This window comes from Sphingobacterium pedocola (genome assembly GCF_015209965.1).
In the GTDB taxonomy this organism is placed as follows: Bacteria; Bacteroidota; Bacteroidia; order Sphingobacteriales; family Sphingobacteriaceae; genus Sphingobacterium; species Sphingobacterium pedocola.
In genome coordinates, this window is record NZ_MU158689.1 from 824798 (window position 1) to 849634 (window position 24837).

Below are 24837 nucleotides of genomic sequence, written 5' to 3' on the forward strand. Positions count from 1 at the left end.
TACGTAAATACTTATTTAATTAATATGATGGATATTACTTAACGTGCTGATTTTGACCGTGAAATTACAGTATATAGCACAATTGACAGTGTTTTGATATTTGAAATATCTACAAAATGATGAGTGGAGTCTGATTGTTATCCTGTTGTGCAGTTACTCCGAAAGTTCTTTCTCTGCAACATATGATCGACCAAATTCGTTTGCATACACTCGAATAAGCAGACCTACAGAGGATAGTATTAAAGGGCCGAAGATAAGGCCGAGCATTCCAAACATATTTAACCCTAATAATACCCCGAAGACGGTAATTAATGGAGGTACGTTGCCCAATTGTTTTAAAATGGTAAACCGTAAAATATTATCTATGCCGCCTACGAGCAAAAAGCAGTATACCGAAAGTCCGATTGCATTCGCCGTCTGCCCCGAAGCTAATGTGATCACACAGATCGGGACGTACACCGTCATCGTGCCGAACACAGGTATAATGGATGATACACCAGTAAGTATCCCCCACAGGATATAGTTCTCTATGCCGAAAAACCAGTAGCCGATCATGGCAACGACACCTTGACAAAGACCTAGGATAGGGATTCCAATTGCATTGGATTTGACCATTAATTTTACTTCCGCCCAGATTTCTTTTTTGCTTTTTGGCGATAATGGAATTGCCGAATAAATATAGGTTTCCATTCTTTTGGCGTGTACTTGCATGAAATAGAGTACGAATAAGGCTACCAGAATATTTATGCCAACTTCTGCTACTGAATTAAGCACACTCGGGATATACCGGGTAAGACTTTGCAATGAAGCTAACAGCGCTTCGTTCGAAAGATCAATATCTTTAAAAAAAGGTTTATCGCTGAGGTATATTTTCAGTGTGTTAAATTTAGCAATGATATCCTGTTGGTTGCCAAGAAAGATAGTAAGCTTTGGAACTAAATAATCAATAATTGCCCATAAGGGCAGCACGATAAATACAATAGATAATATAATGAAAAAGATACTTGTAACCGACTTATTCCATTTTTGACGCGTAGTGAGCTTGAAATAGATATTTCGGAACAGAATGTACAAGGTAATAGCTCCGAGAAAACCCGGTAGATAATACAGCAGATTCTTAAAAATTAAAATACAGATCAAGATGATAATTAGAATCAACATGATTTGATTAATGGAATTATTATTTATCTGCTTATATTTCATAGTTAATTATTTCAATGCCAAAATACAAAAAAGGTTTGGAATCGGTAAACCGTGCAATAGAATACAAAAAAATAGGAGAGAGAATATGGAAAAAATATACAAATGAAAACAGCCTGTTCATTAACTAAACAGGCTGTTTTATTCAAGATAACCCAGTACTTAATACCTTGTACTCAATACTTAATTACGCTCCTAATTGTACGCGTTTGAAAGCAGTAACTGTTAATCCCTTAGATACTGAATCTAGGAATTGAGAAATGTTTTTAGAGCTATCTTTTACAAACTCTTGATTCAACAATGTTGTTTCTTTGTAGAATTTGTTCAATTTACCAGCTGCAATTTTTTCAGCCATTTCAGCAGGTTTGCCTTCAGCAATGATTTGTTCTTTAGCGATTGCAATTTCGCGGTCGATCGTGTGTTGGTCTACACCATCTTTATCGATAGCGATAGGATTCATCGCTGCGATTTGCATGGCCACGTCTTTACCAGCATCTTCAGCGCCGTCAGCAGCAGCTGAAAGACCTACCAATACACCTAAACGGTAATTCGCATGGATATAAGCAATAACTTTCTCTGCAGATACAGTTTCGTATTTCGAAACTTCGATTTTCTCGCCGATTTTGCCGGTTTGATCGATCAAAAGGTCTGCTATTTTAGCGCCATCAATTTCTAATGCTTTTAAATCGTCCAAAGAGGTAGGCTTATTTGCTAAAGCAACGTCAGCTACCGATTCAGCAAAAGCAATGAAGTCCGCATTTTTTGCCACGAAATCAGTTTCACAGTTTACTTCTACGACGATACCTGATTTGCCATCGGCTGCAGCTTTAGCGATAATTACACCCTCATTAGAATCACGATCCTGACGGCTTGCAGCTACTTTAGCTCCTTTTTTACGCAAGTAGTCAACAGCAGCTTCGAAATCACCATTCGCTTCTACTAATGCTTTTTTACAATCCATCATACCTGCGCCTGTTTGTTGACGCAATTTGTTTACATCTGATGCAGAAATTTGTACTGACATGATATTTTCCTTTTTTTATAAAATTACAATTGATACATTAACAATGACCGTCTCGTATATAAAGCCTTTGTTAATTTTTAATAAAAAACCTTCATGATAGTGCCAACACCAACAGCTATAAAACTCATGACGGTTCTTGGTGGCTATTGCGTGCAGACACTCTCAAAAAAAAACCGGAAAAACACGATAGGTTAAGGAAGCAATTCTTCCAGAAACCAACACTTGTCATTCCGGCTTAATATAGAATATTATTCTACGTCTTTTGCTTTACGAGTGCGTTTTCCAGCGCTAGCTTCAGTAGTTTCAATAGTTTCACCACCGTTGTCTACAGCTGCTTTCGCTGCTGCTGCTTCTTTTTCCGCATCTTCTTCTTTATCACGCTTGCGTTCGTCTAACCCTTCTTGAATCGCTTGGCCAATGATTCCTGCGATTAAGCTGATAGATTTTGTAGCATCATCATTAGCAGGGATAGGGAAATCAATATTAGTCGGGTCAGAGTTGGTGTCTACCATCGCAAATGTAGGGATGTTCAATTTAATAGCTTCAGCCACAGCGATGTGTTCTTTTTTTACATCGATGATGAATAAAGCTGCTGGCAAACGGTTTAAGTCAGCAATACCACCCAAAAGTGTTTCTAACTTAATACGCTCGCGTTGAATCATCAATTTTTCTTTTTTAGATAATACATCATATGTACCATCTTTTTGCATTTTGTCGATGTTAGACATTTTTTTGATGGACTTACGCACTGTTGCGAAGTTTGTAAGCATACCACCTAACCAACGCTCAGTCACATACGGCATGTTTACCGTTCTAGCTTGTTGAGTGATGATTTCTTTAGCTTGTTTTTTCGTAGCTACGAATAAAACTTTACGACCTGATTTTACGATTTGCTTGATAGCTGAAGAAGCTTCTTCTAATTTCGTAAGAGTTTTGTTCAAGTCAATAATGTGGATACCGTTGCGCTCCATGAAAATGTACTTAGCCATTTTCGGATCCCATTTACGTGTAAGGTGACCAAAGTGCACACCTGCATCCAATAAATCTTGATAAGTTGTTCTTGCCATTTTTTGATCCTCCTTTGATTAACGTTTACTGAATTGGAATCTTCTACGTGCCTTACGACGTCCTGGTTTCTTACGTTCAACCATACGGCTATCACGCGTCATTAAACCTTTCGCACGTAACGCTGGTTTTGCTTCTGGGTCAAGTTCTACTAACGCTTTAGCAATTGCTAAACGTACCGCTTCTGCTTGGCCTTTAACGCCACCACCATGAACGTTAACTTTCACATCAAAACTTGCTAGTGACTCCGATACAGCTAATGATTGTGTAACGATGTATTGCAAAGGCAATGTTGGAAAATATTCTTTGTAGTCTTTACCGTTTACGGTAATGTTTCCGCTACCAGCACCTAAGTAGATACGGGCAACAGCGGTTTTTCTTCTTCCTGAAGTATTAGTTGTTGACATGGTTGATCTCCTTAAAATTTAACTGGTTTTGGATTTTGTGCCTCATGCTTGTGCTCTGAACCCGCATAAACAAAAAGGTTTCTAAATAACTGACGTCCTAAACGATTTTTAGGAAGCATCCCACGTACCGCTTTCTCGATGATACGCTCAGGGTGTTTAGCCAATAATTCTTTTGGAGAAACAAAACGCTGACCACCTGGGTAGCCTGTGTAGCGAACATATACTTTGTCGCCTAATTTGTTTCCTGTCAACTTAATTTTGTCTGCATTAATAACGATCACGTTATCACCGCAGTCTACGTGTGGGGTAAATGTAGGCTTGTGTTTGCCACGAATTACTTTCGCAATTTCGCTGGCCAAGCGCCCCAAGATCTCGCCCTCAGCGTCAACAACGATCCACTCCTTGTTAACGGTGTTCTTGTTGGCAGAGACAGTTTTGTAACTTAACGTATTCACTTGCTTTTATTTAATTAATTAATAATGTTTTTTATCCGTTTGTAATCACTACAATTGGATTGCAAAGGTACAATTTTTATTTGAAAATAATCAAGTGTACTTTGCTTTTTTGTTTTTAACATTATTTAGGATTTTTTATTTTAAACTTTTGTGGCGTAGAGCTATCAATTATTTGAAGGCAATATGTACCTTAGTAAAAATGAATATTTAAGATTTAATGAGCAAAATAACCAAAAGTTATACGTTACGCCTCCTGTTAATGTGTCTGTGCTGCGGGGCGTTTTTATCGATTACAGTAGGCCAAGAACAAGCGAAGCCGTATAGAAATCAACTGAATGAAGTTGAAAATAAATTAAAAGTCGGGGATTTTGGCGGTGCTATTCAGGATCTAGATCAAATCACCTCACAATATCCTGATGCAGCGGAAGTCTATTATGCTAAAGCACTATTGTTTGGTCAAACGCAGAATTTTGATTTAGCTATTGATAATGCAAAACTGGCCTATGAGAAGGAGCCTACTTTAGTGTATGCTAATTTTTTATTAGAGCTGTATAAGACGAATGACGATATACCGGCGGCAATCGAATTACTGAGAGGTCTTCGTACCGAAAATCCAGACGATTCAACTATTTCTAGAGAACTTATCATGACCCTGCACAACGCAGGACAATCACAGGACGCCTTGATCGTATACGACGAACTCACTGCGAATGCACCGTCTTCCGATACATTGGATGTGATAAAAGCTGAAATATTAGTGGATTTAAAAAGAAACGAAGAAGCTAAGCAGCTTTTAAATCCATGGAAGGGCAAATCCAAAATAAGGCAAGTCTATAGCACACTAGGTTTTATCTATCTGCAAGAGAAAAATCCGAAGCAAGCGATTACTATTATTCAGAAAGGAATCGAGGAGTCTAATGATCCCATCTTATATTTGGACTTGGCGGATGCACAGAAAGCTTCGAAAAAAGATAAGTTGGCCTTCGATGCCCTAATGCTTGCATTCAAATCGGATAGAGTAGAGTTTTTGGATAAGCATCGGGTATTATTGACGTTGATATCACCAAAGAATCCCGAATTTTCGTTAGATCAAATACAGCTTTTGGCAAATGAGCTGGTATTGCGGCACCCTCGCATAGCCGATAGTCATGTGTTAAAAGGAGAAATATTGTGGCGAAGAGGGAATACCCAAGAAGCGCGGTCTTTGTTCTTGACTGCAGTAGGTATTAATCCCAAACATCTTGATGCTTGGCGTATGCTCATTAATACGGATTTGGGATTGAATGAAGCGGACGTTGCAGTGCAGCACGGTATGGAAGCCCTAAATGTTAATCCAGGGAATGCGATGCTAATGTATTTCACTGGGCTATCTTACATGGTAAAAGAAGATTTTGATAGTTCACGTAAGATGTTAGAACTTGCTTTGGACAATAGCCTGAACGATAATACTTACCTACAATCTATTATATACGCTTCATTGGGAGATCTGTACCACCAACTGAAAATGGAAGCGGAGTCTGATGTTGCCTATGAAGAAGCTATTCGGTTGGATAGTACAAATGTCTCGGCGATGAATAATTTTGCTTATTATTTGTCGTTAAGAAAGAAAGATTTGGACAAGGCGGCTAAATATTCGGCGCTATCAAATGAGATAGAACCCAATTCTTCGACTTTTCAGGATACATATGCATGGGTATTGTTCCAACAGGAGAATTACAGCGATGCTTTACGTTGGATTGAAAAGGCGATAAAGTCTCAAAATCCTTCAGCTGTTCTTTATGAACATTATGGTGATATATTAAGTAAGGTTGGTAACATCAAAGAAGCCGTCAAACAGTGGGAAAAGGCACTAGAGTTGGCCGGTGATACGGGATTGAACAGCGACAAAGTGAAAATAAAAATTAGAGAGAAGAGATATGTGGAATAAATGGATAATGGGATTTTTGTGTCTTACGCTGTTGTCCGCTTGTGGTACGAAGAAAAAGGTCGCTAAATCTAAAGTTGAAAACGGATCGGATACGAAAGTAATCCCAACTAGTAGTTATACGCTGAATAATTTAGACTTCCATACGTTTTCCGGAAAAGCGAAAACTAAAGTGGCGTTCGGAGAATCCAATCAGGATGTTACCTTAAATCTTCGTATTCAGCGCGATAAAGCGATTTGGATTTCTGTAACGGCATTATTGGGTATTGAGGTTGCTCGTGTACTAATTACTCCAGATAGTGTAAAGATATTGAATAAATTACAAGGGGAATATGTCGTCAAGCCTTTTAGCTATATATATAGGTATACTTCAGAAGGCGTAACATTCGCAACACTTCAAGATTTGCTGTTGGCCAATGTCTCCGTCCCTTTATTAAAGACGGAGAACTTAACTGTCGCGAGTAGTGAAGACGAAGTGCAACTTATAGGAGTCAAGGACAATCTTGCTTTCCATTACAGCCTAAACCAAAATGATAGACCCAAAGTCTTTCGGTTGAATACAATCGGAACTGATGGAAATTTGGAAGCAGTCTATGCACGATTTGTGTCAACGGATGGATATGAATTTCCACAAACCCAGCAACTGAAATTAAATGCGCAGACTATAAAGGTAGAAGCGTTATTAGAATATAATAAAGTAGAATTTAATCAATCTATTGAGGTTCCTTTTACCGCCCCTGTTCGATATAAAGTGATAAATTAATAGAAAAGCTGTTAAATCGGTAGTTTTATTAGGCAGGAAAGGTAGATATGATTATTTTTGGAAGTTTGAAGAACTCGAATAAAGAAATTGCCCTTCATGGATTTGAAAAAAATACTGTTTAGTATAGTCACTATATTTATTTGCGGAAACCTAGCCTTTGGCCAAAGTTCTGCAGAATTGAAAAAGCAACGAGAAAAAATTGATGCCGAGATCGCGCAATTGAATCAGATTTTGCGCGAAAAGACGCAAGAAAAAATCCTTTCGCAACGTCAAGTCAATGCGCTGAGTAAGCAGTTGAATCTTCGGGAAGATAAGATTAGCACGATCAATAGCGAGTTACGTCTTATCAACAACCAAATCTCATCCAACACTAAAGCGGTAAACGCATTAAAAGCCGAACTTGAGAAAATGAGACAGGATTATGAAAAGATGATCATGTTTGCTTTTCGTAACAAGAACGCCTACAATAAAATGATGTTCATTTTTGCGTCTAAAGATTTTAATCAGGGCTTCAAACGTGTGAAGTACCTACAGCAGTTTAACGATGCACGAAAAATCAAAGCTGCAGAAATTGAAGAAACTACGAAACAAATAGAATTAAAAATTGCGCAATTGGAGCAAGATAGGAAAACGCAAAATGCACTTCTTGCTGAGCAACGGGTAGAACGCGACAAGATTGCGAAAGACCGCTCGACTCATGCTGGTGAGTTAAATCAATTGGCAAAAGAGGAACGTTCTTACAAGGGCGAATTATCTAAAAAACAGCAAGAAAAGAAACGTATTGATGCGGCAATCAAATCTGCCATCGCACGTGAAATAGCTGAAGAGCGACGAAAAGCAGAGGCTGCACGTAAAAAAGCAGCTGAGGAGGAAGCGAAGCGAACCGGAAAAACAGTAGCCGAAGTCGAGAAAACTACCCCTAAAAAATCGGATAGTGAAATATTGAGATCTACACCAGAGGCGGCGAAATTGTCTGCTGATTTTCAATCCAATAGAGGTCGCCTTCCTTGGCCAGTGTCTCAAGGTAATATCGTTAGAGCATATGGGAAGCGTACGGTAGAAGGAGTACCTATTTTTGAACCCGATATTGCGATCCGCACGTCTACAAATGCTGCGGTGAAGACAGTTTTTGACGGGGAGATCGTTCAGGCGTTCTCAGGAGTAGTCGTAATTAAGCACGGAGAGTATTTTAGTTTTTACTCTAATCTAGCTTCAGTTTCAGTAAAAAGAGGTCAAAAAGTAAGTCGTGGTCAACAAATAGGTACGGCTGATTCTGATGCTGATTTAGGTTATTCGTTAGTGAATTTCGGTTTATCACGAGGACAACAGGAATTCGATCCTTCATCATGGCTTGCTCGCTAAAATTATAATTTATAGAAATTAGTAGCTATATTTGTGAAAGTACTCACGTTACGTAAGGTAGAAAATTAAGATATGTACACATCAGGATTATTATTATTTGGATTGGGCGCGCAAGAGATTGTTATTATTCTTGTCATCGTACTTCTATTATTTGGGGGTAAAAAAATACCAGAATTGATGCGTGGCTTGGGCCGTGGCGTGAAAGAATTCAAGGACGGTCAAAAAGACGATGATACCACTAAAGCAGATATGCGAGATCCCAATGAAAAGACTAACAATCAATAAACTTTTATAGCATTGATCGTTTGAGAGTTTCATTAAGCTACGGCCTTAATGAAACTCTTTTATTTTTTCTGAACTTGTGGTGTATTCAGCGGTCAGAAAAAATCTTCAATCGACTTTCATTGCTGCGGGTATTACTACGCATCATGGAGGTTTTTACTTAATACCAAAAGTATGATAAAATGCAGAGTGCTATTTTCCTTAGGCTTGGGAATTTCCTGTTTGCAGGTTGTAGCTCAAGAGATCTCACTTGAGGAACATAAAGCTGGAATCCAGAATTCCATGATTGAATTTATTGACATCCGTCAGCAACAAATTTTTTCTAAATTAGATTCTATACGGGAATTTATAGATCCTGATACAGGGAATGGATCAGAGGATGCAGGGATTCTCAAACGTCTAAATGGAAGTGCCAAGATTATTCCTTTGGATTATAATTCGCAGGTGAAATCCTTTATTGATAAATATACATCGAACAACTACCGTCCTTATATGAATAAATTATTGGGACTGAGTAATCACTTTTTCCCGATTTACGAACAGGTATTTGATGAAATGGGATTGCCCGAAGAAATAAAATATCTGTCGGTTGTCGAATCTTCGTTGGATCCACATTTAGTATCCCGATCTGGTGCAGTCGGCCCCTGGCAATTTATGTATGCCACGGCCAAGTCTTACAACCTCGATATGGATAATTATGTGGATGAACGCAAAGATTTGTATATATCTAGTTATGCGGTGACACAATACCTTAAAGAAGCTCACGATCAATTTGGAGATTGGTTGTTAGCGTTGGCTTCCTACAATTGTGGGAGAGGATGCGTAACGCGTGCGATTCAGCGCTCCGGTATAGCTGCGCCAAGTTTTTGGGAGCTGTCGCCTTACCTTCCGCAGGAAACCCAAAAGTATATACCTAAGTATATAGCCATGACATATGTACTCAGTAATGCCGATTATTACGGTTTGGTGCCAGCAGAGACCGATTTGGATCTGGAAAGTAAAGTGTTAATGGTCGATAAAGAGGTCGACTTGAATCATGTAGCATCAGCCGTAAATATACCATTAGAGCGCGTGAAGAAATTTAATCCTTCTTATAAAAAAGGGATTGTAAATGGAACACCTGAAAAGCCCAAAAGACTTCTTCTCCCAGTTACCGAAAATACCAACGACAGCTTGCTATATCTCGCATTAAATGCGCCATCCTCCTTACCATCGCACATTATCAATGATCTCGACAACTCCAGCCTGGCAAAAACAGATACAGATGAAAAAAGATATAAAGTAAAGCGTGGCGAATCGCTAGCTGGTGTTGCGAAAAAATTTAATGTTTCAATCCAGAATTTACGGGCATGGAACGGATTGTCTACAAAGAGTTCTGTTGCAGGAAGGACATTGATTGTCCAAAAACCGGTTGATGCTAGATTGGCTAAAAATGTAAAATCCGCAACTTCTTCTACTAAAGCCACGGCGTCTACGATTGTCTATACGGTAAAAAGGGGGGATTCATTAGATCGAATAGCCAATCGACATAAAGGGGCTACAGTCTCTAAGCTAAAAGCTGACAATAACTTAAAAAGTTCGCTTATTAAGCCTGGTATGAAATTAAAAATAAAAAAGGGATAAAAAATGCGGCTAGGAAAGCCAGGCTGCATCTTCTTCCTTATCAAATTCTTCCAATACGACTTCCACATGTTCTTTTAATATGGTGGATAGCTTAGTGCCGTAATAATCACTGAATATCGGGAATATATGATGGCTTCTGTCAATTAAAACCGCTGTACGCATTTTTTTTAAGGGTACATTAATGAATACACCGAGTGCGTAAGCTAATGTCCGGCCACTATTTAATACATCATCTACAATAATCACTACGCTGTTTTTAGCGATATTTACCGGAATGTCTGTATTCGCTTCTAAGTTGCGTTTACTTTTTTCAATTGTGACTTTAATAAGTTGAATCTCTTTTTCGGGAGCAATCTCTAATAGGATGGCTTGAAGCCTTTGCGCAAAGATATAGCCGCGGTCGGCGATTCCTACTAAAATAATAGTTTTTTCTTCAAAATTGTCTTCCAGAATCTGATAAGCAATGCGTCTTGATTTTTGCTTAATCTGTTCCTTATTTAGTATGAGTGTTTTTTTAGTAGACATATCCGTTTCTTATCCATGTAAATTTAGATAAAATGCTTTGTATTGACAAACGTAAGGATAATGCAATGATTTTTTTGAGGGACTGTTGATGCTAAAAGGTCCGTTTTTATTATTTTTCCCTCACTTTATACTTGATCTCGTTTTAGCTAAATGAAAAAAGTCTGAATGCTATGCGGCATTCAGACTTTTTTGAGTCTAACTTACAAGATTAATTTAGATTGTTATCTTTATTTGTAGTAATATCAGCAGTCATTATGCGGTCTTCCTCGTCTTTCTTAGGTCTACCGCCGTTATAATAATATCGGCTCCAATAAGGTTCATTTAAATTACTTACCATTACACCTTTGCTAGAGGAAGCATGCGCAAATTTATCGTCGCCCAAATAAACACCGACATGTGTAATGCTTCTGCTTCTAATTTTGAAGAAAACTAGATCACCTGCTTGCAAATCATTTTTGCGTATAGGTGTTACATTTGCATATTGATTGCGGCTATTGTAGCCAATCGTCGTATTGAATACATTCTCATAAAGGGCGAGCGAAAATTTTGAACAATCAATACCTCTTTTTGAATCACCTCCTAATCGGTACGGAGTGCCAACCCATTCGTAGACAAATTGATAAAGTTTGGTATTAGTAGTTGCCGAAACTGCAACTCCCATGATTTGAGAGAAGTATTCTTTAGCTAAGTTATCCGGATCAGATGTAGTTTTATTTTTGTTTGTTGTTTGTGCTTGCGACACTAGACATAAGCCTATGAAGAGCATTCCTGCTACTAGTTTCTTTGTTTTCATTTAATCGCTATAATTTTTACAACTCAATGCGTTGGTGTATTGTATTTTGTACATCAACTGTAGCGAAGATACTACATCTCTTTATACTACACAACTCGTTTGATCTATTTTTAACATACTTTTAACATTTTTAACATTTTAATGTGTTGATTAACAGTAGAAAGCTTAATCGTTCCTAATTCTTATTTTGCTTTAATTTTGTGTGGACACGAATAGTTATAGTCTTCTCAAAGTATAAAATTGACAAAGTTGTATTTTTTTTAAAAAATATTTGTCTGTATGAAAAGGAAAGTCGTATCTTTATGAAAATTTTATAAATACGTATGCGATTTAACACAATTATTTCAACAATTATTATTACCACCGGCTATAATTTTCGGAGGGGGTAGTCTGTTGTCTTAAAAAGTGTACAGTAAATATTGAAAGACCTTCCTCCATTCGGGAAGGTCTTTTTTGATTTATCGATTTTATAATAAAACAAACTAAACGTAATATATTGAATAATGAAAGTCTTAAAATTTGGAGGAACATCAGTCGGTTCGGTAGAGAGCATAAAGGCAGTTTTGGATATCGTCAAGAGCTCATATGATGCTGGCGAGAAACCGTTAGTTGTCTTGTCCGCTATGTCTGGCGTTACTAATTTACTAACAGCTATGGCCGAGCGTGCTGCAGAAAGAAAGGAGTTTGAATCAGATTTAAAATTATTAGAAGACCGTCACTTTGATGTTGTTAAGAAGCTAATCGCGGTAAAATTTCAAAATCCTGTTTTCACGAAGTTAAAATTACTGATTAATGAGTTAGAGGAAATTCTACAAGGTGTTGCGGCGCTTAAAGAGCTAAGTCATCAAAGTAAGGATTTGATAGTTTCCTTTGGAGAGCGTTTTTCGAATTATATGGTTTCCAAAATAATGGAACAATATATCGCTGAGTCAACCTTTATAGATGCTTCTCATTACATTAAAACCGATTCGAATTTTGGACATGCACATGTTAATGAAGAATTGACAAACCAACTGGTTCAAGCCTTGGCACATACGCATGCTGATAAACTATTGTTTGTAACAGGTTTTATTGGTTCGAATGAAAATGGCAGGGTAACTACTTTGGGACGCGGAGGATCTGATTATACAGCAGCTATATTTGGTTCGATCTTAAACGCAGATGCAATAGAAATTTGGACAGATGTGAACGGAATGTTGACTGCTGATCCAAGAATTGTTAAAAAGGCATTCTCTCTTCCTATTTTGTCGTATACCGAAGCGATGGAACTTTCTTATTTTGGCGCTAAAGTCATCTATCCGCCTACAATGATTCCGGCATTTTTAAAGAAAATTCCGATTGTAATCCGGAATACGTTTGAACCTGAATTTGTTGGCACTGTAATACAATTCGATTCAGGAAAATCGGATTATCCTATAAAAGGTATTTCGTCCATCTCCGATATTTCAGTGATTAATCTATCGGGAAGTGGTATGATTGGGAAATCAGGTTTTAGCGGAAGATTGTTTACTTTGTTAGCCCGAGAGCAGATTAATGTCGTTTTAATTACCCAATCATCATCCGAGCACAGTATTACGTTTGCAGTACATCCCGACGACGCGCAGAAGGCTGTAGCATTAATAAAAAATGAATTTGAACTGGAACTTGAAGCGAATAAGTTGGATTTACCTGAAATTGAGGAAAACCTTTCCGTTCTTGCCGTTGTAGGCGAGAATATGAAGCGTACGCCCGGAATGTCAGGGAGGCTGTTTTATGCTTTAGGACGTAATGGAATCAACGTGCGCGCGATAGCGCAAGGTTCTTCTGAATTCAATATTTCCGTTATTATCAAGAAGGATAATCTAGCCAAAGCGTTGAACGCTGTACATGATGCCTTCTTTGCCGCATTAAATAAAACACTTTATGTTTTTAACCTGGGCACAGGTAATATTGGCGCGACTTTATTTAAGCAGCTGCATGAGCAGCATGATTTCCTACTAGAGAATAATGATGTTGAGATAAAAGTAGCGGGCATGTCGAACTCGCGAAAGATGTTATTTGACGTGGAGGGAATTGACCTTGCAACATGGAAAGATACATTGGAATCGGACGGCGAGATCGCAGATCTTTCTGCTTTTATTGAACGGATGAAAGAAATGGATTTGCCAAATTGTGTTTTCATCGATAATACAGCAAGCAAACTGCCTGCGACATATTATGAAGAGATTTTCAAAGCTAATATATCCATTGTAACTTGTAATAAGATTGCTAATTCTGGCGATTATGCACAATACAAGTTATTGCATGATACAGCTCGAAGACATGGTGTTGATTTTTTTTATGAAACAAATGTCGGAGCAGGGTTGCCAATTGTACGCGTCCTAAAAGACTTGATGTTAAGTGGTGATAGACTGTTAAAAATTGAGGCTATTCTTTCGGGTACGATATCATATATTTTTAATAATTTCACTGGTGATGCTTCGTTCTATGACGTGGTCAAAAAAGCGCAGGAATTAGGATACACCGAGCCGGACCCGCGTGATGATTTGGGAGGAGTCGATTTTATGCGTAAGATGTTAATTCTCGCAAGGGATGCTGGAAATGTAATCGAGCCAAGCGATGTCGATTTGGGTAATATTTTACCCGAAGCCTGTTTAAATGCGACATCCGTAGATGACTTCTATGCCGAGTTGTTAAAGGCAGAGCAGTATTTTAACGATTTGAAAAATAAAGCATTACAAGAGAATAAAGTTATACGCTATATCGGGAAACTAGAAAATGGGAAGGTGAGTATTTCGATGCAGATGGTAGGGGATACGCATCCGTTCTACGCGCTTTCCGGCAGCGACAACATCATCTCTTTTACAACGGAGCGCTATAAGGAAAGGCCGTTGGTGGTAAAAGGTCCAGGTGCAGGTGCGGAAGTTACAGCAGGAGGAGTTTTCGCTGACCTCGTAAATGTTGGCGCTTAATCTAGTGCGGAGTAGTTCGTGTGGCAAAAAATATTTTGTCCGAAACAATAAGTAATTATGGAATATAGGAGTCTATATAATGCTAAAAATGATGCACGAAAATAAAACAGATAAAAAAATAGATTTTGCCAAAATCCTTGACAATGTTCGGGTCTTCGCTCCCGCTACAGTAGCAAATATGATTTGTGGTTTTGATATCTTGGGGTTTGCAGTAGATAAACCTGGGGATGAAGTCAAAATGTATCGCGTAGACGAACCCGGAGTGCGTATTCGTTCAATCGCTGGAGACGACGGAAGGCTGCCACTTGACGCAGATAAAAATACAGTAAGTGCCTGCGTGAAGATGCTGCTGGTTGATTTAGGAATCGATAACGAAATTGGTATTGAAATCGATTTGATCAAACATATGCCAATCGGAAGTGGTTTAGGATCAAGTTCGGCAAGTACGGTCGCCGGATTGTTCGCCGTCAATGAACTATTGGGTAATCCACTTACGAAAGATGAGCTGATGCCTTATTGTGTAGAAGGAGAACGCTTGGCCTGTGGGCATGGGCACGCCGATAACGTAGCTCCAGCATTAATGGGTGGAATTACGTTAATTCGGGGCTATCAGCCGCTTGACGTTATTAGCCTCCCTGTTCCAAAAGATCTATATGCGGGAATTGTATTTCCCCAGGTAGACGTTCCAACTCGGGATGCGCGACAGCTCATAAAAGAGAAAGTTCTTTTGAAAGATGCTGTAATTCAGTGGGGCAATATTGCTGGACTAATCTCTGGTTTGTATCAATCTGATTATGCATTAATAAGTCGAAGTATGCACGATGTACTTATTGAACCTACTCGTGCCATTTTAATCCCAGAGTTTTACGAAATGAAACGTATTGCCTTGGACGGCGGTGCGCTAAGCTTTGGTATTTCAGGCTCTGGACCATCGGTCGTTGCAATAACGAAGGGAGAAGAAGTAGCAGAACAAATTACCGAAAAAATTCAACAACATTTAACCTCAAATGATATTGCGAGTTTTAGGTACGTATCTTCCGTCAACGTAGAAGGACCAAAAGTTTTGAAATAAGGACCAGAGGATTTTTTATCCAACAACAATAATAAAAATAAAAATGAAACTATATAGTACCAACAATAAGAATTTGAGAGTCCCTTTCCGAGAAGCCGTTTTCAATTCATTGCCAGCTGATAAAGGACTTTACATGCCCGAACTCATACCGCAATTAGATCCGCTATTTATAAAGGATATCCAACAGTATTCTTTGCAAGATATTGCATTTCACGTTGCGAATGCATTAATTGGTGACGATATTCCCGAAGACGACTTAAAAGCTATTATCGATGAGGCGATTAATTTTGAAGCCCCGGTGAAGTTCCTGAATGAAGAAACTGCCGTTTTGGAGTTGTTTCATGGGCCTTCTTACGCATTTAAAGACTTCGGTGCTCGTTTTATGAGCCGTGTTATGGGCTACTTTTCGGAAAAGAACGAAAAAACACTTGATGTCTTGGTCGCTACTTCTGGAGATACCGGAGGCGCGGTAGCATTAGGTTTTCTAGGTGTGGAAGGCACAAGAGTGACTATTTTATATCCCAAAGGGAAAGTGTCTAAAGTGCAAGAAGAACAACTTACGACCAACGGACAAAACATACGAGCGTTAGAAGTCGATGGAACGTTTGATGATTGTCAGGCTTTGGTTAAACTGGCATTTAATGATCCCACATTAGCGGAGGAATTGCGTCTGACTTCGGCTAATTCCATCAACATTGCACGTTTGATTCCACAGACATTTTATTATTTTTGGGCCTATGCCCAGCTGAAGGCACAAGGTGTAAAAGATGTCGTCTTTTCTGTGCCAAGCGGTAACTTTGGAAATATAGGAGCTGGTCTTTTGGCCTATAAAATGGGGCTTCCCGTTAAGCATTTTGTAGCAGGTACCAATGTGAACGATACCGTCCCTCGTTTTCTTCAATCAGGTACTTACGAACCCAAGCCGTCTATACAGACGTTGGCAAACGCCATGGATGTTGGAAATCCAAGTAACTGGGTCCGTATCCAAGATCTATTCAGCAACAATTTAGAAGAACTCAGGGAAATAATTTCGTCATATACCTACGATGATGAGGAGACGAAAGCTGCGATGGATGAATTGTATGCAAAATACAAGTATATCGCTTGTCCGCATACCGCTATCGCCTATTTAGCATCCAATGCTTACAAAGCAGCAAAGCCTGGTGAATACGCTTCTGTATTTTTGTCGACCGCGCATCCATGTAAATTTCCAGATGCCATAAACGAAGAAGTCTTTTTAAAGATTGAATTGCCAAAAGGAGCAAAAGATTCGGCCGGAAAGACGAAGTTAGCAACAAACTTAGCAGTGAGCTACTCCGACTTTAAAGCTTATTTATTGAAAAATTTGAATTCAAATTAATTACGATATTTCAACACAAAAACARGTTTTGAAACTGATCCCTGAACACCCCCAGCTTTCGCTAACGCAAAAATCCCATCATTTCTGATGGGATTTTCTGCGGAGAGCGAGGGATTCGAACCCCCGAACCTGTGACAGTTAACGGTTTTCAAGACCGCCGCATTCGACCACTCTGCCAGCTCTCCGCGACAAAAGTAGAAATTCTGTCGTTATTTGCAAAATTTATTTTGAAAAACATCACGCTTAAAAGCATCCTAAGATCAATTCTGTTGATTGTTAGCTTTTTGCGAAAAAATACTTTTTTTATTTTGCAGATAACCTGCAAATGGCTACTTTTGCTTCACCGAAGGAAAGCGCCCATAGCTCAGCTGGATAGAGCAACGGTTTTCTAAACCGTCGGTCACAGGTTCGAATCCTGTTGGGCGTACAGCAAAAAAGGGGAGTTACGGTTTGGTAAATCCTCTTTTTTCTTTAATGGCAATTTCGGAATACCCTGCAGCTATTTAATAGATCTGGCGCAACGTTGTAGTTGCGTATTGGTATCTGCTAGATATTTTTTAATACAACTTACCCTCTTTTTCTATAGCTTTTTACAACATTGCAAAAAAGGATTCAAGTAATTTAGATTCTTGTGCAGGTGTGTAAAAAAAATAGTTTCTTTTTTGGCACTTGATTTTTTTAAAAAGGTTTTTCCAAAGCGCATAAATCAGATTTTAAGACGTGAAAAATGACTTTCATCAGGCCTTGTTATGGGGTGAAATCGCGTCAAAAAGTTTTTGGGGATATACTCATTTTTGATACATTTTACCCCATTTGGTATTATCAGAGACATTTTAACATAAAAGATTAAATTTGTTTGTAACGAAGACAATGTTTTTGACACCAATAGTTTAAATAATTTATACGGATGAAGAATTCTATTTTAGTTGCAGTATGCGTAATTTTGGGAATGACAAATAGTTTTGCCCAAGTAAAAGGAGATTGGAAAGGAACATTGGCAGTACAGGAGGGGGTGTCGCTGGATCTGATTTTCCATTTTACAGAAAAAGACGGAAAATTGGAAGGTACCATGGATGTACCGGCTCAGGGAGCTGTAGGGCTTCCGCTCACCGAGGTGAAGTTTGAAAATTCATTGCTGACACTTTTCCAAAGTCAGGCAGGGATTAAGTATGAAGGTACATGGGCCGATCACAAAATCGAAGGAAAATTTATACAAGGGGGGATGGAGCTACCTTTGAATTTAGAAAAGGTAATCATCACGAAGCCCGGCGATACGACGTTGGTATCTTCAACTGAGGATCTAGTCGCATTGGCTTCTTTGGCAGATGGTAATTACAAATATAAAGTGGAAGATTACTTTGCTAAGCCTAAATCTTCCAGTTTCCAACTCTCACCTAATGGGAGATACCTATCTTATATGGAAAAAGATGATCACAACAAAAGACATGTGATGATTAAAGAGGTTTCGACTGGTAAAGTAGCCCTTGCAATCGAAGAGAAACAGGAGCTTATACGAGGGTATGGATGGATTAATGACAGTCGTTTGGTCTATGTAATGGACAAAGGCGGAGATGAGAACTATCACTTGTATACGGTGGACCTGGACGGCAATAATAATGTAGACCTTACTCCATATGACGGGGTTCAAGCGAGTATTTTGAGTTTACTTAAAGAACAGAAGGATTTTATCATTATATCCATGAATAAGGATAATAAACAAATCTTCGAACCATATAAGGTTAACGTGAATACAGGCGAACTGGTAAAGCTTTTTACGAATGACGATCCAGCTAATCCGATCGCTGGTTACGATTTTGATAAAGACGGAGATCTTCGTGGATATAGCAAAATGCAGAATGGAATCAATCAACAATATTTCTATAAACCGCAAGGTGCGGATGATTTTGAATTGTTCCATACGACCAAATGGGACGATAGTTTTTCTGTATTATCCTTCAACTATGCAAGTGAAAACCCAGATGATGCCTATGTGTTGACCAATTTGGATTCGGATAAAGCACGTATTATATTGTATGATTTTAAAACTAAAAAAAATCTAAAGGAAATATATTCCAACGAAGATTTTGACGCTTCTATTTTAGGTCTTTCTCGCAAGCGTAGTTGGGAAATTGATTATTTAGGATATGAGGGGGAGAAAGTAATTATAGAACCGGTAAGTACTGCATTTAAGAAGATTTATGCGAATGTCTCTGAAGAGTTCCCAGATCATCAGTTTTCTATTACAGGTAAAACGGATAATGAAGATCAGTATCTTATATTAGTGCAAAGTGATAAATTATATGGTAAATATTACAGCTATAACGCATCTTCCGGTAGGCTAGAATTACTTTATGATCTCATGCCGCAGCTAAAAGAAGAAGATATGGCCGAAATGCGTCCTATAAAGTTCAGAACACGGGATGGACTAATTGTTCATGGATATATCACATTGCCCAAAGTTGCTTTAGAAGGTGAAAAAGTACCTCTCGTAGTAAATCCACATGGTGGCCCACAAGGAATTAGAGACAGTTGGGGATTCAATCCGGAGACACAATTGTTTGCAAGTCGTGGTTATGCTACTTTACAAGTGAATTTTCGTATTTCGGGGGGGTACGGCAAAGAGTTTTTACGGGCTGGTTTCAAACAAATCGGCCGTAAAGCAATGGATGATGTAGAAGACGGCGTAATGTATGCTATTGAACAGGGCTGGGCAGATAAAGAGAAAATCGCGATTTACGGAGGAAGCCACGGAGGCTACGCTACGTTGATGGGATTGATTAAAACACCGGAGTTATACAAAGCAGGCGTGGACTACGTAGGTGTATCTAATATTTATACATTCTTCGAATCTTTCCCCGAATATTGGAAACCTTATAAGGAGATGATGAAAGAAATTTGGTATGATCTAGACAATCCCGAAGAAGCGGTGATTGCTAAAGAAGCTTCTCCGGTTTTCCATTTGGATAAAATTAAAGCTCCATTATTTGTCGTTCAAGGTGCAAATGATCCGCGCGTAAAAATTACCGAATCAGACCAAATTGTCGAGGCTTTGCGTGATAAAGGTGTTGATGTGCCTTATATGGTGAAGTATGACGAAGGACATGGTTTTGCGAAAGAAGCAAATAGTATCGATTTTTATAAATCAATGTTAGGATTTTTTAGCAAGTATCTTCACTAGTAAGATTCGGATGATTACAAAAAAAGCACTTCATTATGGAGTGCTTTTTTGTTATGCAGGGGATTGTATATTGTTGACGTTTGTCGTTTCGCAAACGACTATAATTTGATTAAGACAAAACTTTTTTGATTCTTTTCTACTTAATATAATAACAGAGAACTAAACATGAAAATTGCTTACATTAGTACTTACCATCCGAGACAATGCGGAATAGCTACCTTTACCCACGATATTTTTTCCGCTATTTCATTTAATGATAAACATGAAAAAATTAACCAGCACATTTTCGCACTGACGGATGAAGGAGAAGAGTATGATTATCCTGAGGAAGTTGTGTTTTCGATAGCGCAACAGACGGAAGGTGATTACATTGAAGCCGCTAAATATATGAATACACGTGATTACGATATTTGTGTGTTGGAGCATGAATATGGGATTTTTGGAGGAAAAAGTGGGGATTTTATACTTTCGCTGATCGATCATCTTCATATTCCACTTCTCGTAAACCTGCACACCGTATTGGAAAGCCCGTCTATTGATGAGAGGTCAATTTTAATCCGCATAGCACAGCGTGCTTCAAAACTTGTGGTGATGAGTCAATTTGCTATTGAGTTACTTACCCGGGTTTATAAAATTCCAGAAGTGAAAATACTACTGATTCCACATGGTGTTCCTCAATTTTCGGTCAAACACCAAGATGCTAAAAATGAATTAGATCTTTCTGATCGAAAAGTGATCATGACATTTGGTTTTATTGGTCGAAGTAAAGGAATTGACGTCGCGATAAAAGCTTTGCCGGCGTTGGTTGCCAAATTTCCAGACGTTTTATACTTAATTGTCGGTAAAACACATCCCACTACGCTGAAACGAACCGGGGAGGAATATCGATATTATTTAGAAAATTTGGTCGAAGAATTTAATCTCCAAAACAATGTACGCTTTATTAATTCGTTTGTTGATATAGCCGATCTATCGCTTTACTTATCTGCATGCGACATATATATTACACCCTACGTCAATGAAGCTCAGATTACGAGTGGTACATTATCTTTTGCAGTTGGTGCCGGAGCTGCAGTGTTGTCTACCCCATACTGGCACGCGAAAGAGATGCTTGCAGAGGGGCGGGGCGTGCTGTTTAACTTTAACGACGATAAGAACTTAGCAGATATATTATTAGATCTTTTTTCCAACCCGGATAAACTAAATGCCATCCGTCACAACGCTTACCTGTATGGACAGGAGCTTTCCTGGCATAAATTAGGCGTTAGGTATATCAACCTTTTTGAGAAAGTGGCTAAACGTCTACTGGACAGGGATACCGAAAATTCATGGGCAGAGATAGCAGGACAGGTTCCAGAATTCGATCTAACACATTTAAAAAGGCTAACCAATCATGTGGGTATCCTGCAGCATGCCAGATATGCGACACCAAACTATCACTATGGATATTGTCTGGATGATAATTGTCGTGCCATGCTATTGACGCTCATGGCTTATGAAATGAAACCTTCAGAAGAATTGGAAGGGCTAATTTCTACCTATTTGAATTATGTGCATTATATGCAGTTGGATAATGGAAAATTTAGAAATTTTATGTCCTTTTCCAACGAATTTCTAGATGAAGAGGGTACTGAAGATTCATTTGGACGCACAATATGGTCTTTGGGATATTTATTAAAGACCGCTCCTTTCAACGGTTTTTATCAGATGGGAAAGGAACTTTTTTTTGATGCTGTCCCGCATTTTAGAAGCATGAAGTCGGTACGCTCAACAGGTTACGCCATCATGGGTATGACCTATTATCTCGAACACCAGCCGAATGATAGAGATATATTGGAAGAATTGAACGCAATGGCTTACTATATGGTCAATGAGTATAAACAAAATTCAAGTGAAAGCTGGCGATGGTTTGAAAAGATCATTTCGTATGATAACGCACTCTTGCCGCTCAGTATTTTAAGGGCGGGAGAGATTCTGAAAGACAGTGTTTTAATTGAGGTGGGAATGCAGAGCTTTGCATTTTTGGATCAATTGATCTTCGAAAAAGGATATTTATCGATCATCGGAAATACGAAATGGTACGTGGAAGGTGCCGAAAGAAGCAAATTTGGTCAACAACCCATTGAGGTATCTACCGTAGTTTTACTCTATCACCAAGTTTACGAAATGACACAGGATGAAAAATACCTCGCAAAAATGGTAAGTTCATTTCAATGGTTTTTAGGTAAAAATGAGCTTCATCTCGGTTTATATGACGCTGAAACGAAAGGTTGCTGCGACGGATTAGAAAGCCATGGCGTAAACCGCAATCAGGGGGCGGAAAGTACGATCTGTTTCTGGATTTCATACTTGGATGTAAGGCGGATACTCATTGCATTGACCTAAGATTCGATCAATACAGTGAGAAGTTCGTCTAAATCGATTGTTGCATAGGTTGAAGCGTAGTCAGACATCGCATACGGTATGATTAGATGACCATTATGCACAATTTGTCCACATGAATATACCACATTCGGTACGTAACCTTCGCGTTCCTCTGCATTGGGATATAAAAGCGGTTCCTTGAGTTTACCAATAATTTTTGTAGGGTCTTCCAGGTCAAGTAGTATTGCACTAATGGTATATTCCCGCATTGGCCCAACGCTGTGGGTAAGTAAGAGCCAACCCTTATCTGTCTCTATTGGCGATCCGCAGTTACCCAGCTGTATAAACTCCCATGGATATTCGGGGCCTGTGAGCAGGGTTATGTCTTGTTGCCAATTATTGATGTTGTCAGAGAAGGCGACATAATTATTTTCGCCATCTACGCGACAAAGCATCGCGTATCTTCCATTAATTTTTCGAGGAAAGAGCGCGGCACCTTTATTTGCTATCTTTCCATTAATGGGCAACACCTTAAAATGTATAAAATCTTTTGTAGACAACAATTTTGGTAATATAGTGAAACCGTCGTAGGCAGTATATGTCGCATAGTAAGTAACTCTACCTTTTTCGTCAATAAACCTTACAAAGCGCGCATCTTCAATGCCTCTTTTTTCGGTATCACTTATCGGGAAAATAACCCGTTCTGAGATGGATGTGTCTAAGGAGTAAGTCATTTCATAGTGCGATGAAGCGAGCCACATCATCTGATGCATTAACGTTTCACCGTCTGCACTCAGCTCATTTTCGCGCTGTATCTCTGTAACATATCGACGCAGCTCTTCATACGTAAATGTCTCCGTTAGTTTATTTTTAATGATTTCCAAGACATCTTCTTCCGGATAGTGCATCTGTAGTAGCTTATTGACAAAATCTTCCTTCTGATAGCGATGGCTTTTTATCACCTTAGGTTTTTCCAATAGACCGCCTGCTGTATCTTGTTTAATATTTAAATCATTATCGATGATAGCCGACCGAAATACGATAGATGAAACATGACCTTCGCCCGTAGCCCTAAAACTTAAAATTATCCTTTTTTCGCCATCACGCAGTTGGGTTTGATCGATCGCTTCCACTACCGAAGGATTGAAAAAGGCAGCCGCTTCGATAGAGTATTCCATCGTGAAATAAGCACCGATGAGTAGTTTTTGCTTATATGAAATGTCCGTATCTTGGATATTCATACCGTGAAGAATAGATTGTGTACGTTTATAGTTTTTTTCAAGAATAGAAACAACACTCCGGTGGCGTTTTGAAAAATTGCGTAGTACCTGATTCAGTGTATCCGCCTGTTGTTGTTTGCTCATGCTTAACACGCGATTTACAACTTTTATCGAACGTTCGACACTCAGGTTAAAATAGCGCGCTAATACACGTTTGGGATCCGGTTTGAAGAAGATATTTTTTCTTATAATATTAAGGCTCATGAGTGTTTTTATTTGTAACGGTGAAATACTGTTAATTGTTTGTATGCAATATACAATTTGCCGCAAGAATATCATTAATTTTGGAGGTAACAAAACAATGAGGGGGTGAATTTCGACATCTCAATAATATCGTTAGGGAAGATCTGGTAAATTATGTTCGAAAAATAAGATACGTAACATTATACATATGAAACAAAAAATATCGCTGGTTTTGGGAAGCGGTGGCGCACGGGGTATTACGCAGATCGGCGTTATTAAACTTTTGGAAGAACGGCAGTTGGAGATTGACGAAATTGTAGGGTGTTCTATAGGTTCATTGGTCGGGGCAGCGTATGCAGGAGGAAAAGTAGCGTTACTTGGGGAATGGATGAGTAAACTTACAAAAAGAGATGTCTTTAGGCTACTCGATTTCTCTGATCCACGGTATGGTTTGTTTAAAGGTATGCGTATATTGGAAACATTGCACAGCATTTTCGGCGATGTTAATATCGAAGACCTTCCAATCAAATACACCGCAGTGGCCACTGATCTGCGAAATAATAGAGAGGTGCTTATGCGAGATGGGAGTATTTATCATGCGATAAGAGCTTCTATTGCGATACCCGCCGTGTTTACCGGAATTGATTCGGACGATCGTTATTTAGTGGATGGCGGTGTGCTAAATCCTTTACCTGTTAATCATGTACAAAATAAAGAGAATATTATAATTGTCGTCAACCTAGATGGTAAACCGAATGCACCATTAACAAAGACAGTCAAAAAATTGAATGCTGTGGCTCTATTGCAAGAATCTTATTACGCCATGCGCCGACGGCTTAGTGAAATGAGTTTGGAACTATATAAACCAGACTATGTCATTCATATTCCGCACAATATGGCCGGAATATGGGATTTCGGCCACGCTGCCGAACTTATTGAAAAAGGGTACGCACTCGCAGCAGATGCTATTCCAAATGAGATTCTTCAAAAAAGTGCGGTTAGTCTTCAATCCTAACCGCCTGCACT

At 38.8% G+C, this 24837-nt stretch carries 19 protein-coding genes and 2 tRNA genes; 12 read left to right on the forward strand and 9 right to left on the reverse strand.

Going from position 1 to position 24837, the window contains the following annotated elements; translation table 11 throughout:
- Positions 1–153: 153 nt before the first annotated feature.
- The 5 genes from C4F40_RS03435 to rplM form a co-directional block, all read right to left on the reverse strand.
- A complete protein-coding gene (locus tag C4F40_RS03435) occupies positions 154–1203 on the reverse strand; it encodes an AI-2E family transporter (RefSeq protein ID WP_196937974.1) in 1050 nt (349 codons plus the stop codon).
- Between the two features lie 184 nt (positions 1204–1387).
- Positions 1388–2224, reverse strand: a complete 837-nt coding sequence (gene tsf / locus C4F40_RS03440) for a translation elongation factor Ts (RefSeq protein ID WP_196937975.1) — start codon at positions 2222–2224, stop codon at positions 1388–1390.
- A gap of 248 nt (positions 2225–2472) precedes the next feature.
- Positions 2473–3291 carry a 30S ribosomal protein S2 gene (rpsB, locus tag C4F40_RS03445; protein ID WP_196937976.1) on the reverse strand — a complete coding sequence of 273 codons (819 nt, stop codon included), beginning with the start codon at positions 3289–3291 and terminating at the stop codon, positions 2473–2475.
- 18 nt (positions 3292–3309) lie between these two features.
- A complete protein-coding gene (gene rpsI / locus C4F40_RS03450; protein ID WP_140938572.1) occupies positions 3310–3696 on the reverse strand; it encodes a 30S ribosomal protein S9 in 387 nt (128 codons plus the stop codon).
- An 11-nt stretch (positions 3697–3707) separates the two neighbouring features.
- The gene (gene rplM, locus C4F40_RS03455; RefSeq protein ID WP_136901040.1) at positions 3708–4151 is read right to left on the reverse strand and encodes a 50S ribosomal protein L13; all 444 of its coding nucleotides are present in this window, start codon (positions 4149–4151) and stop codon (positions 3708–3710) included.
- Positions 4152–4368: 217 nt separating this feature from the next.
- On the opposite strand from rplM, the gene C4F40_RS03460 reads away from it, so the two are divergent.
- From C4F40_RS03460 to C4F40_RS03480, 5 genes are all read left to right on the forward strand, one after another.
- The gene (locus C4F40_RS03460) at positions 4369–6078 is read left to right on the forward strand and encodes a tetratricopeptide repeat protein (RefSeq protein WP_196937977.1); all 1710 of its coding nucleotides are present in this window, start codon (positions 4369–4371) and stop codon (positions 6076–6078) included.
- On the forward strand, positions 6068–6838 hold the full coding sequence (locus C4F40_RS03465) for a lipoprotein insertase outer membrane protein LolB1 (protein WP_196937978.1): 771 nt from the start codon (positions 6068–6070) through the stop codon (positions 6836–6838). The genes C4F40_RS03460 and C4F40_RS03465 overlap by 11 nt, the downstream gene beginning before the upstream one ends.
- A 96-nt stretch (positions 6839–6934) precedes the next feature.
- Entirely contained in the window at positions 6935–8200 is a 1266-nt protein-coding gene (locus C4F40_RS03470; RefSeq protein WP_196937979.1) for a murein hydrolase activator EnvC family protein, read from the forward strand.
- A gap of 72 nt (positions 8201–8272) precedes the next feature.
- Positions 8273–8485: a twin-arginine translocase TatA/TatE family subunit gene (locus tag C4F40_RS03475; protein ID WP_196937980.1), complete on the forward strand. Its 213-nt coding sequence runs from the start codon at positions 8273–8275 to the stop codon at positions 8483–8485.
- A 171-nt stretch (positions 8486–8656) separates the two neighbouring features.
- Positions 8657–10105 carry a lytic transglycosylase domain-containing protein gene (locus C4F40_RS03480; protein ID WP_196937981.1) on the forward strand — a complete coding sequence of 483 codons (1449 nt, stop codon included), beginning with the start codon at positions 8657–8659 and terminating at the stop codon, positions 10103–10105.
- 9 nt (positions 10106–10114) lie between these two features.
- Here C4F40_RS03480 and C4F40_RS03485 read toward each other — a convergent pair whose 3' ends face one another.
- Both C4F40_RS03485 and C4F40_RS03490 read right to left on the reverse strand, forming a co-directional pair.
- On the reverse strand, positions 10115–10630 hold the full coding sequence (locus tag C4F40_RS03485) for a phosphoribosyltransferase family protein (RefSeq protein ID WP_196937982.1): 516 nt from the start codon (positions 10628–10630) through the stop codon (positions 10115–10117).
- A gap of 208 nt (positions 10631–10838) precedes the next feature.
- Positions 10839–11423 carry a C40 family peptidase gene (locus C4F40_RS03490; RefSeq protein WP_196937983.1) on the reverse strand — a complete coding sequence of 195 codons (585 nt, stop codon included), beginning with the start codon at positions 11421–11423 and terminating at the stop codon, positions 10839–10841.
- A gap of 503 nt (positions 11424–11926) precedes the next feature.
- Here C4F40_RS03490 and thrA point away from each other — a divergent pair.
- From thrA to thrC, 3 genes are all read left to right on the forward strand, one after another.
- Positions 11927–14374 (forward strand): bifunctional aspartate kinase/homoserine dehydrogenase I, encoded by a 2448-nt coding sequence (thrA, locus tag C4F40_RS03495; protein ID WP_196937984.1) that lies wholly within the window; start codon positions 11927–11929, stop codon positions 14372–14374.
- A gap of 88 nt (positions 14375–14462) precedes the next feature.
- A complete protein-coding gene (locus C4F40_RS03500; protein ID WP_390881607.1) occupies positions 14463–15446 on the forward strand; it encodes a homoserine kinase in 984 nt (327 codons plus the stop codon).
- Positions 15447–15489: 43 nt separating this feature from the next.
- Entirely contained in the window at positions 15490–16806 is a 1317-nt protein-coding gene (gene thrC / locus C4F40_RS03505) for a threonine synthase (RefSeq protein WP_196937985.1), read from the forward strand.
- 100 nt (positions 16807–16906) lie between these two features.
- Here the strand turns inward: thrC and C4F40_RS03510 are convergent.
- Positions 16907–16991, reverse strand: a tRNA-Ser gene (locus tag C4F40_RS03510).
- Between the two features lie 168 nt (positions 16992–17159).
- On the opposite strand from C4F40_RS03510, the gene C4F40_RS03515 reads away from it, so the two are divergent.
- The 3 genes from C4F40_RS03515 (at position 17160) to C4F40_RS03525 (ending at position 22369) form a co-directional block, all read left to right on the forward strand.
- A tRNA-Arg gene (locus C4F40_RS03515) sits at positions 17160–17233 on the forward strand.
- A gap of 480 nt (positions 17234–17713) precedes the next feature.
- Positions 17714–19984 carry a S9 family peptidase gene (locus C4F40_RS03520; RefSeq protein ID WP_196937986.1) on the forward strand — a complete coding sequence of 757 codons (2271 nt, stop codon included), beginning with the start codon at positions 17714–17716 and terminating at the stop codon, positions 19982–19984.
- Positions 19985–20149: 165 nt separating this feature from the next.
- Positions 20150–22369: a glycosyltransferase family 4 protein gene (locus tag C4F40_RS03525; protein ID WP_196937987.1), complete on the forward strand. Its 2220-nt coding sequence runs from the start codon at positions 20150–20152 to the stop codon at positions 22367–22369.
- Here C4F40_RS03525 and C4F40_RS03530 read toward each other — a convergent pair.
- Complete coding sequence (locus C4F40_RS03530) at positions 22366–23832, reverse strand: glycoside hydrolase family 130 protein (protein WP_196937988.1); 1467 nt, start codon at positions 23830–23832, stop codon at positions 22366–22368. The two genes, C4F40_RS03525 and C4F40_RS03530, sit on opposite strands and share 4 nt — an antisense overlap.
- Positions 23833–24019: 187 nt before the next feature.
- Here C4F40_RS03530 and C4F40_RS03535 point away from each other — a divergent pair, with 187 nt between their 5' ends.
- Positions 24020–24826, forward strand: a complete 807-nt coding sequence (locus C4F40_RS03535; RefSeq protein WP_196937989.1) for a patatin-like phospholipase family protein — start codon at positions 24020–24022, stop codon at positions 24824–24826.
- The last annotated feature ends 11 nt before the right edge of the window (positions 24827–24837 follow it).

What these genes read in the sequence shown, in the direction of transcription:
- C4F40_RS03480 (WP_196937981.1), top strand. Translation starts at nt 8,657, where the DNA reads ATGATAAAATGCAGAGTGCTATTTTCCTTAGGCTTGGGAATTTCCTGT.
- C4F40_RS03530 (WP_196937988.1), bottom strand. Translation starts at nt 23,832, where the DNA reads ATGAGCCTTAATATTATAAGAAAAAATATCTTCTTCAAACCGGATCCC.
- C4F40_RS03500 (WP_390881607.1), top strand. Translation starts at nt 14,463, where the DNA reads ATGATGCACGAAAATAAAACAGATAAAAAAATAGATTTTGCCAAAATC.
- C4F40_RS03485 (WP_196937982.1), bottom strand. Translation starts at nt 10,630, where the DNA reads ATGTCTACTAAAAAAACACTCATACTAAATAAGGAACAGATTAAGCAA.
- C4F40_RS03435 (WP_196937974.1), bottom strand. Translation starts at nt 1,203, where the DNA reads ATGAAATATAAGCAGATAAATAATAATTCCATTAATCAAATCATGTTG.
- C4F40_RS03520 (WP_196937986.1), top strand. Translation starts at nt 17,714, where the DNA reads ATGAAGAATTCTATTTTAGTTGCAGTATGCGTAATTTTGGGAATGACA.
- thrA (WP_196937984.1), top strand. Translation starts at nt 11,927, where the DNA reads ATGAAAGTCTTAAAATTTGGAGGAACATCAGTCGGTTCGGTAGAGAGC.
- C4F40_RS03465 (WP_196937978.1), top strand. Translation starts at nt 6,068, where the DNA reads ATGTGGAATAAATGGATAATGGGATTTTTGTGTCTTACGCTGTTGTCC.
- C4F40_RS03460 (WP_196937977.1), top strand. Translation starts at nt 4,369, where the DNA reads ATGAGCAAAATAACCAAAAGTTATACGTTACGCCTCCTGTTAATGTGT.
- rpsI (WP_140938572.1), bottom strand. Translation starts at nt 3,696, where the DNA reads ATGTCAACAACTAATACTTCAGGAAGAAGAAAAACCGCTGTTGCCCGT.
- C4F40_RS03490 (WP_196937983.1), bottom strand. Translation starts at nt 11,423, where the DNA reads ATGAAAACAAAGAAACTAGTAGCAGGAATGCTCTTCATAGGCTTATGT.
- rpsB (WP_196937976.1), bottom strand. Translation starts at nt 3,291, where the DNA reads ATGGCAAGAACAACTTATCAAGATTTATTGGATGCAGGTGTGCACTTT.
- C4F40_RS03475 (WP_196937980.1), top strand. Translation starts at nt 8,273, where the DNA reads ATGTACACATCAGGATTATTATTATTTGGATTGGGCGCGCAAGAGATT.
- thrC (WP_196937985.1), top strand. Translation starts at nt 15,490, where the DNA reads ATGAAACTATATAGTACCAACAATAAGAATTTGAGAGTCCCTTTCCGA.
- C4F40_RS03525 (WP_196937987.1), top strand. Translation starts at nt 20,150, where the DNA reads ATGAAAATTGCTTACATTAGTACTTACCATCCGAGACAATGCGGAATA.
- tsf (WP_196937975.1), bottom strand. Translation starts at nt 2,224, where the DNA reads ATGTCAGTACAAATTTCTGCATCAGATGTAAACAAATTGCGTCAACAA.
- C4F40_RS03535 (WP_196937989.1), top strand. Translation starts at nt 24,020, where the DNA reads ATGAAACAAAAAATATCGCTGGTTTTGGGAAGCGGTGGCGCACGGGGT.
- C4F40_RS03470 (WP_196937979.1), top strand. Translation starts at nt 6,935, where the DNA reads ATGGATTTGAAAAAAATACTGTTTAGTATAGTCACTATATTTATTTGC.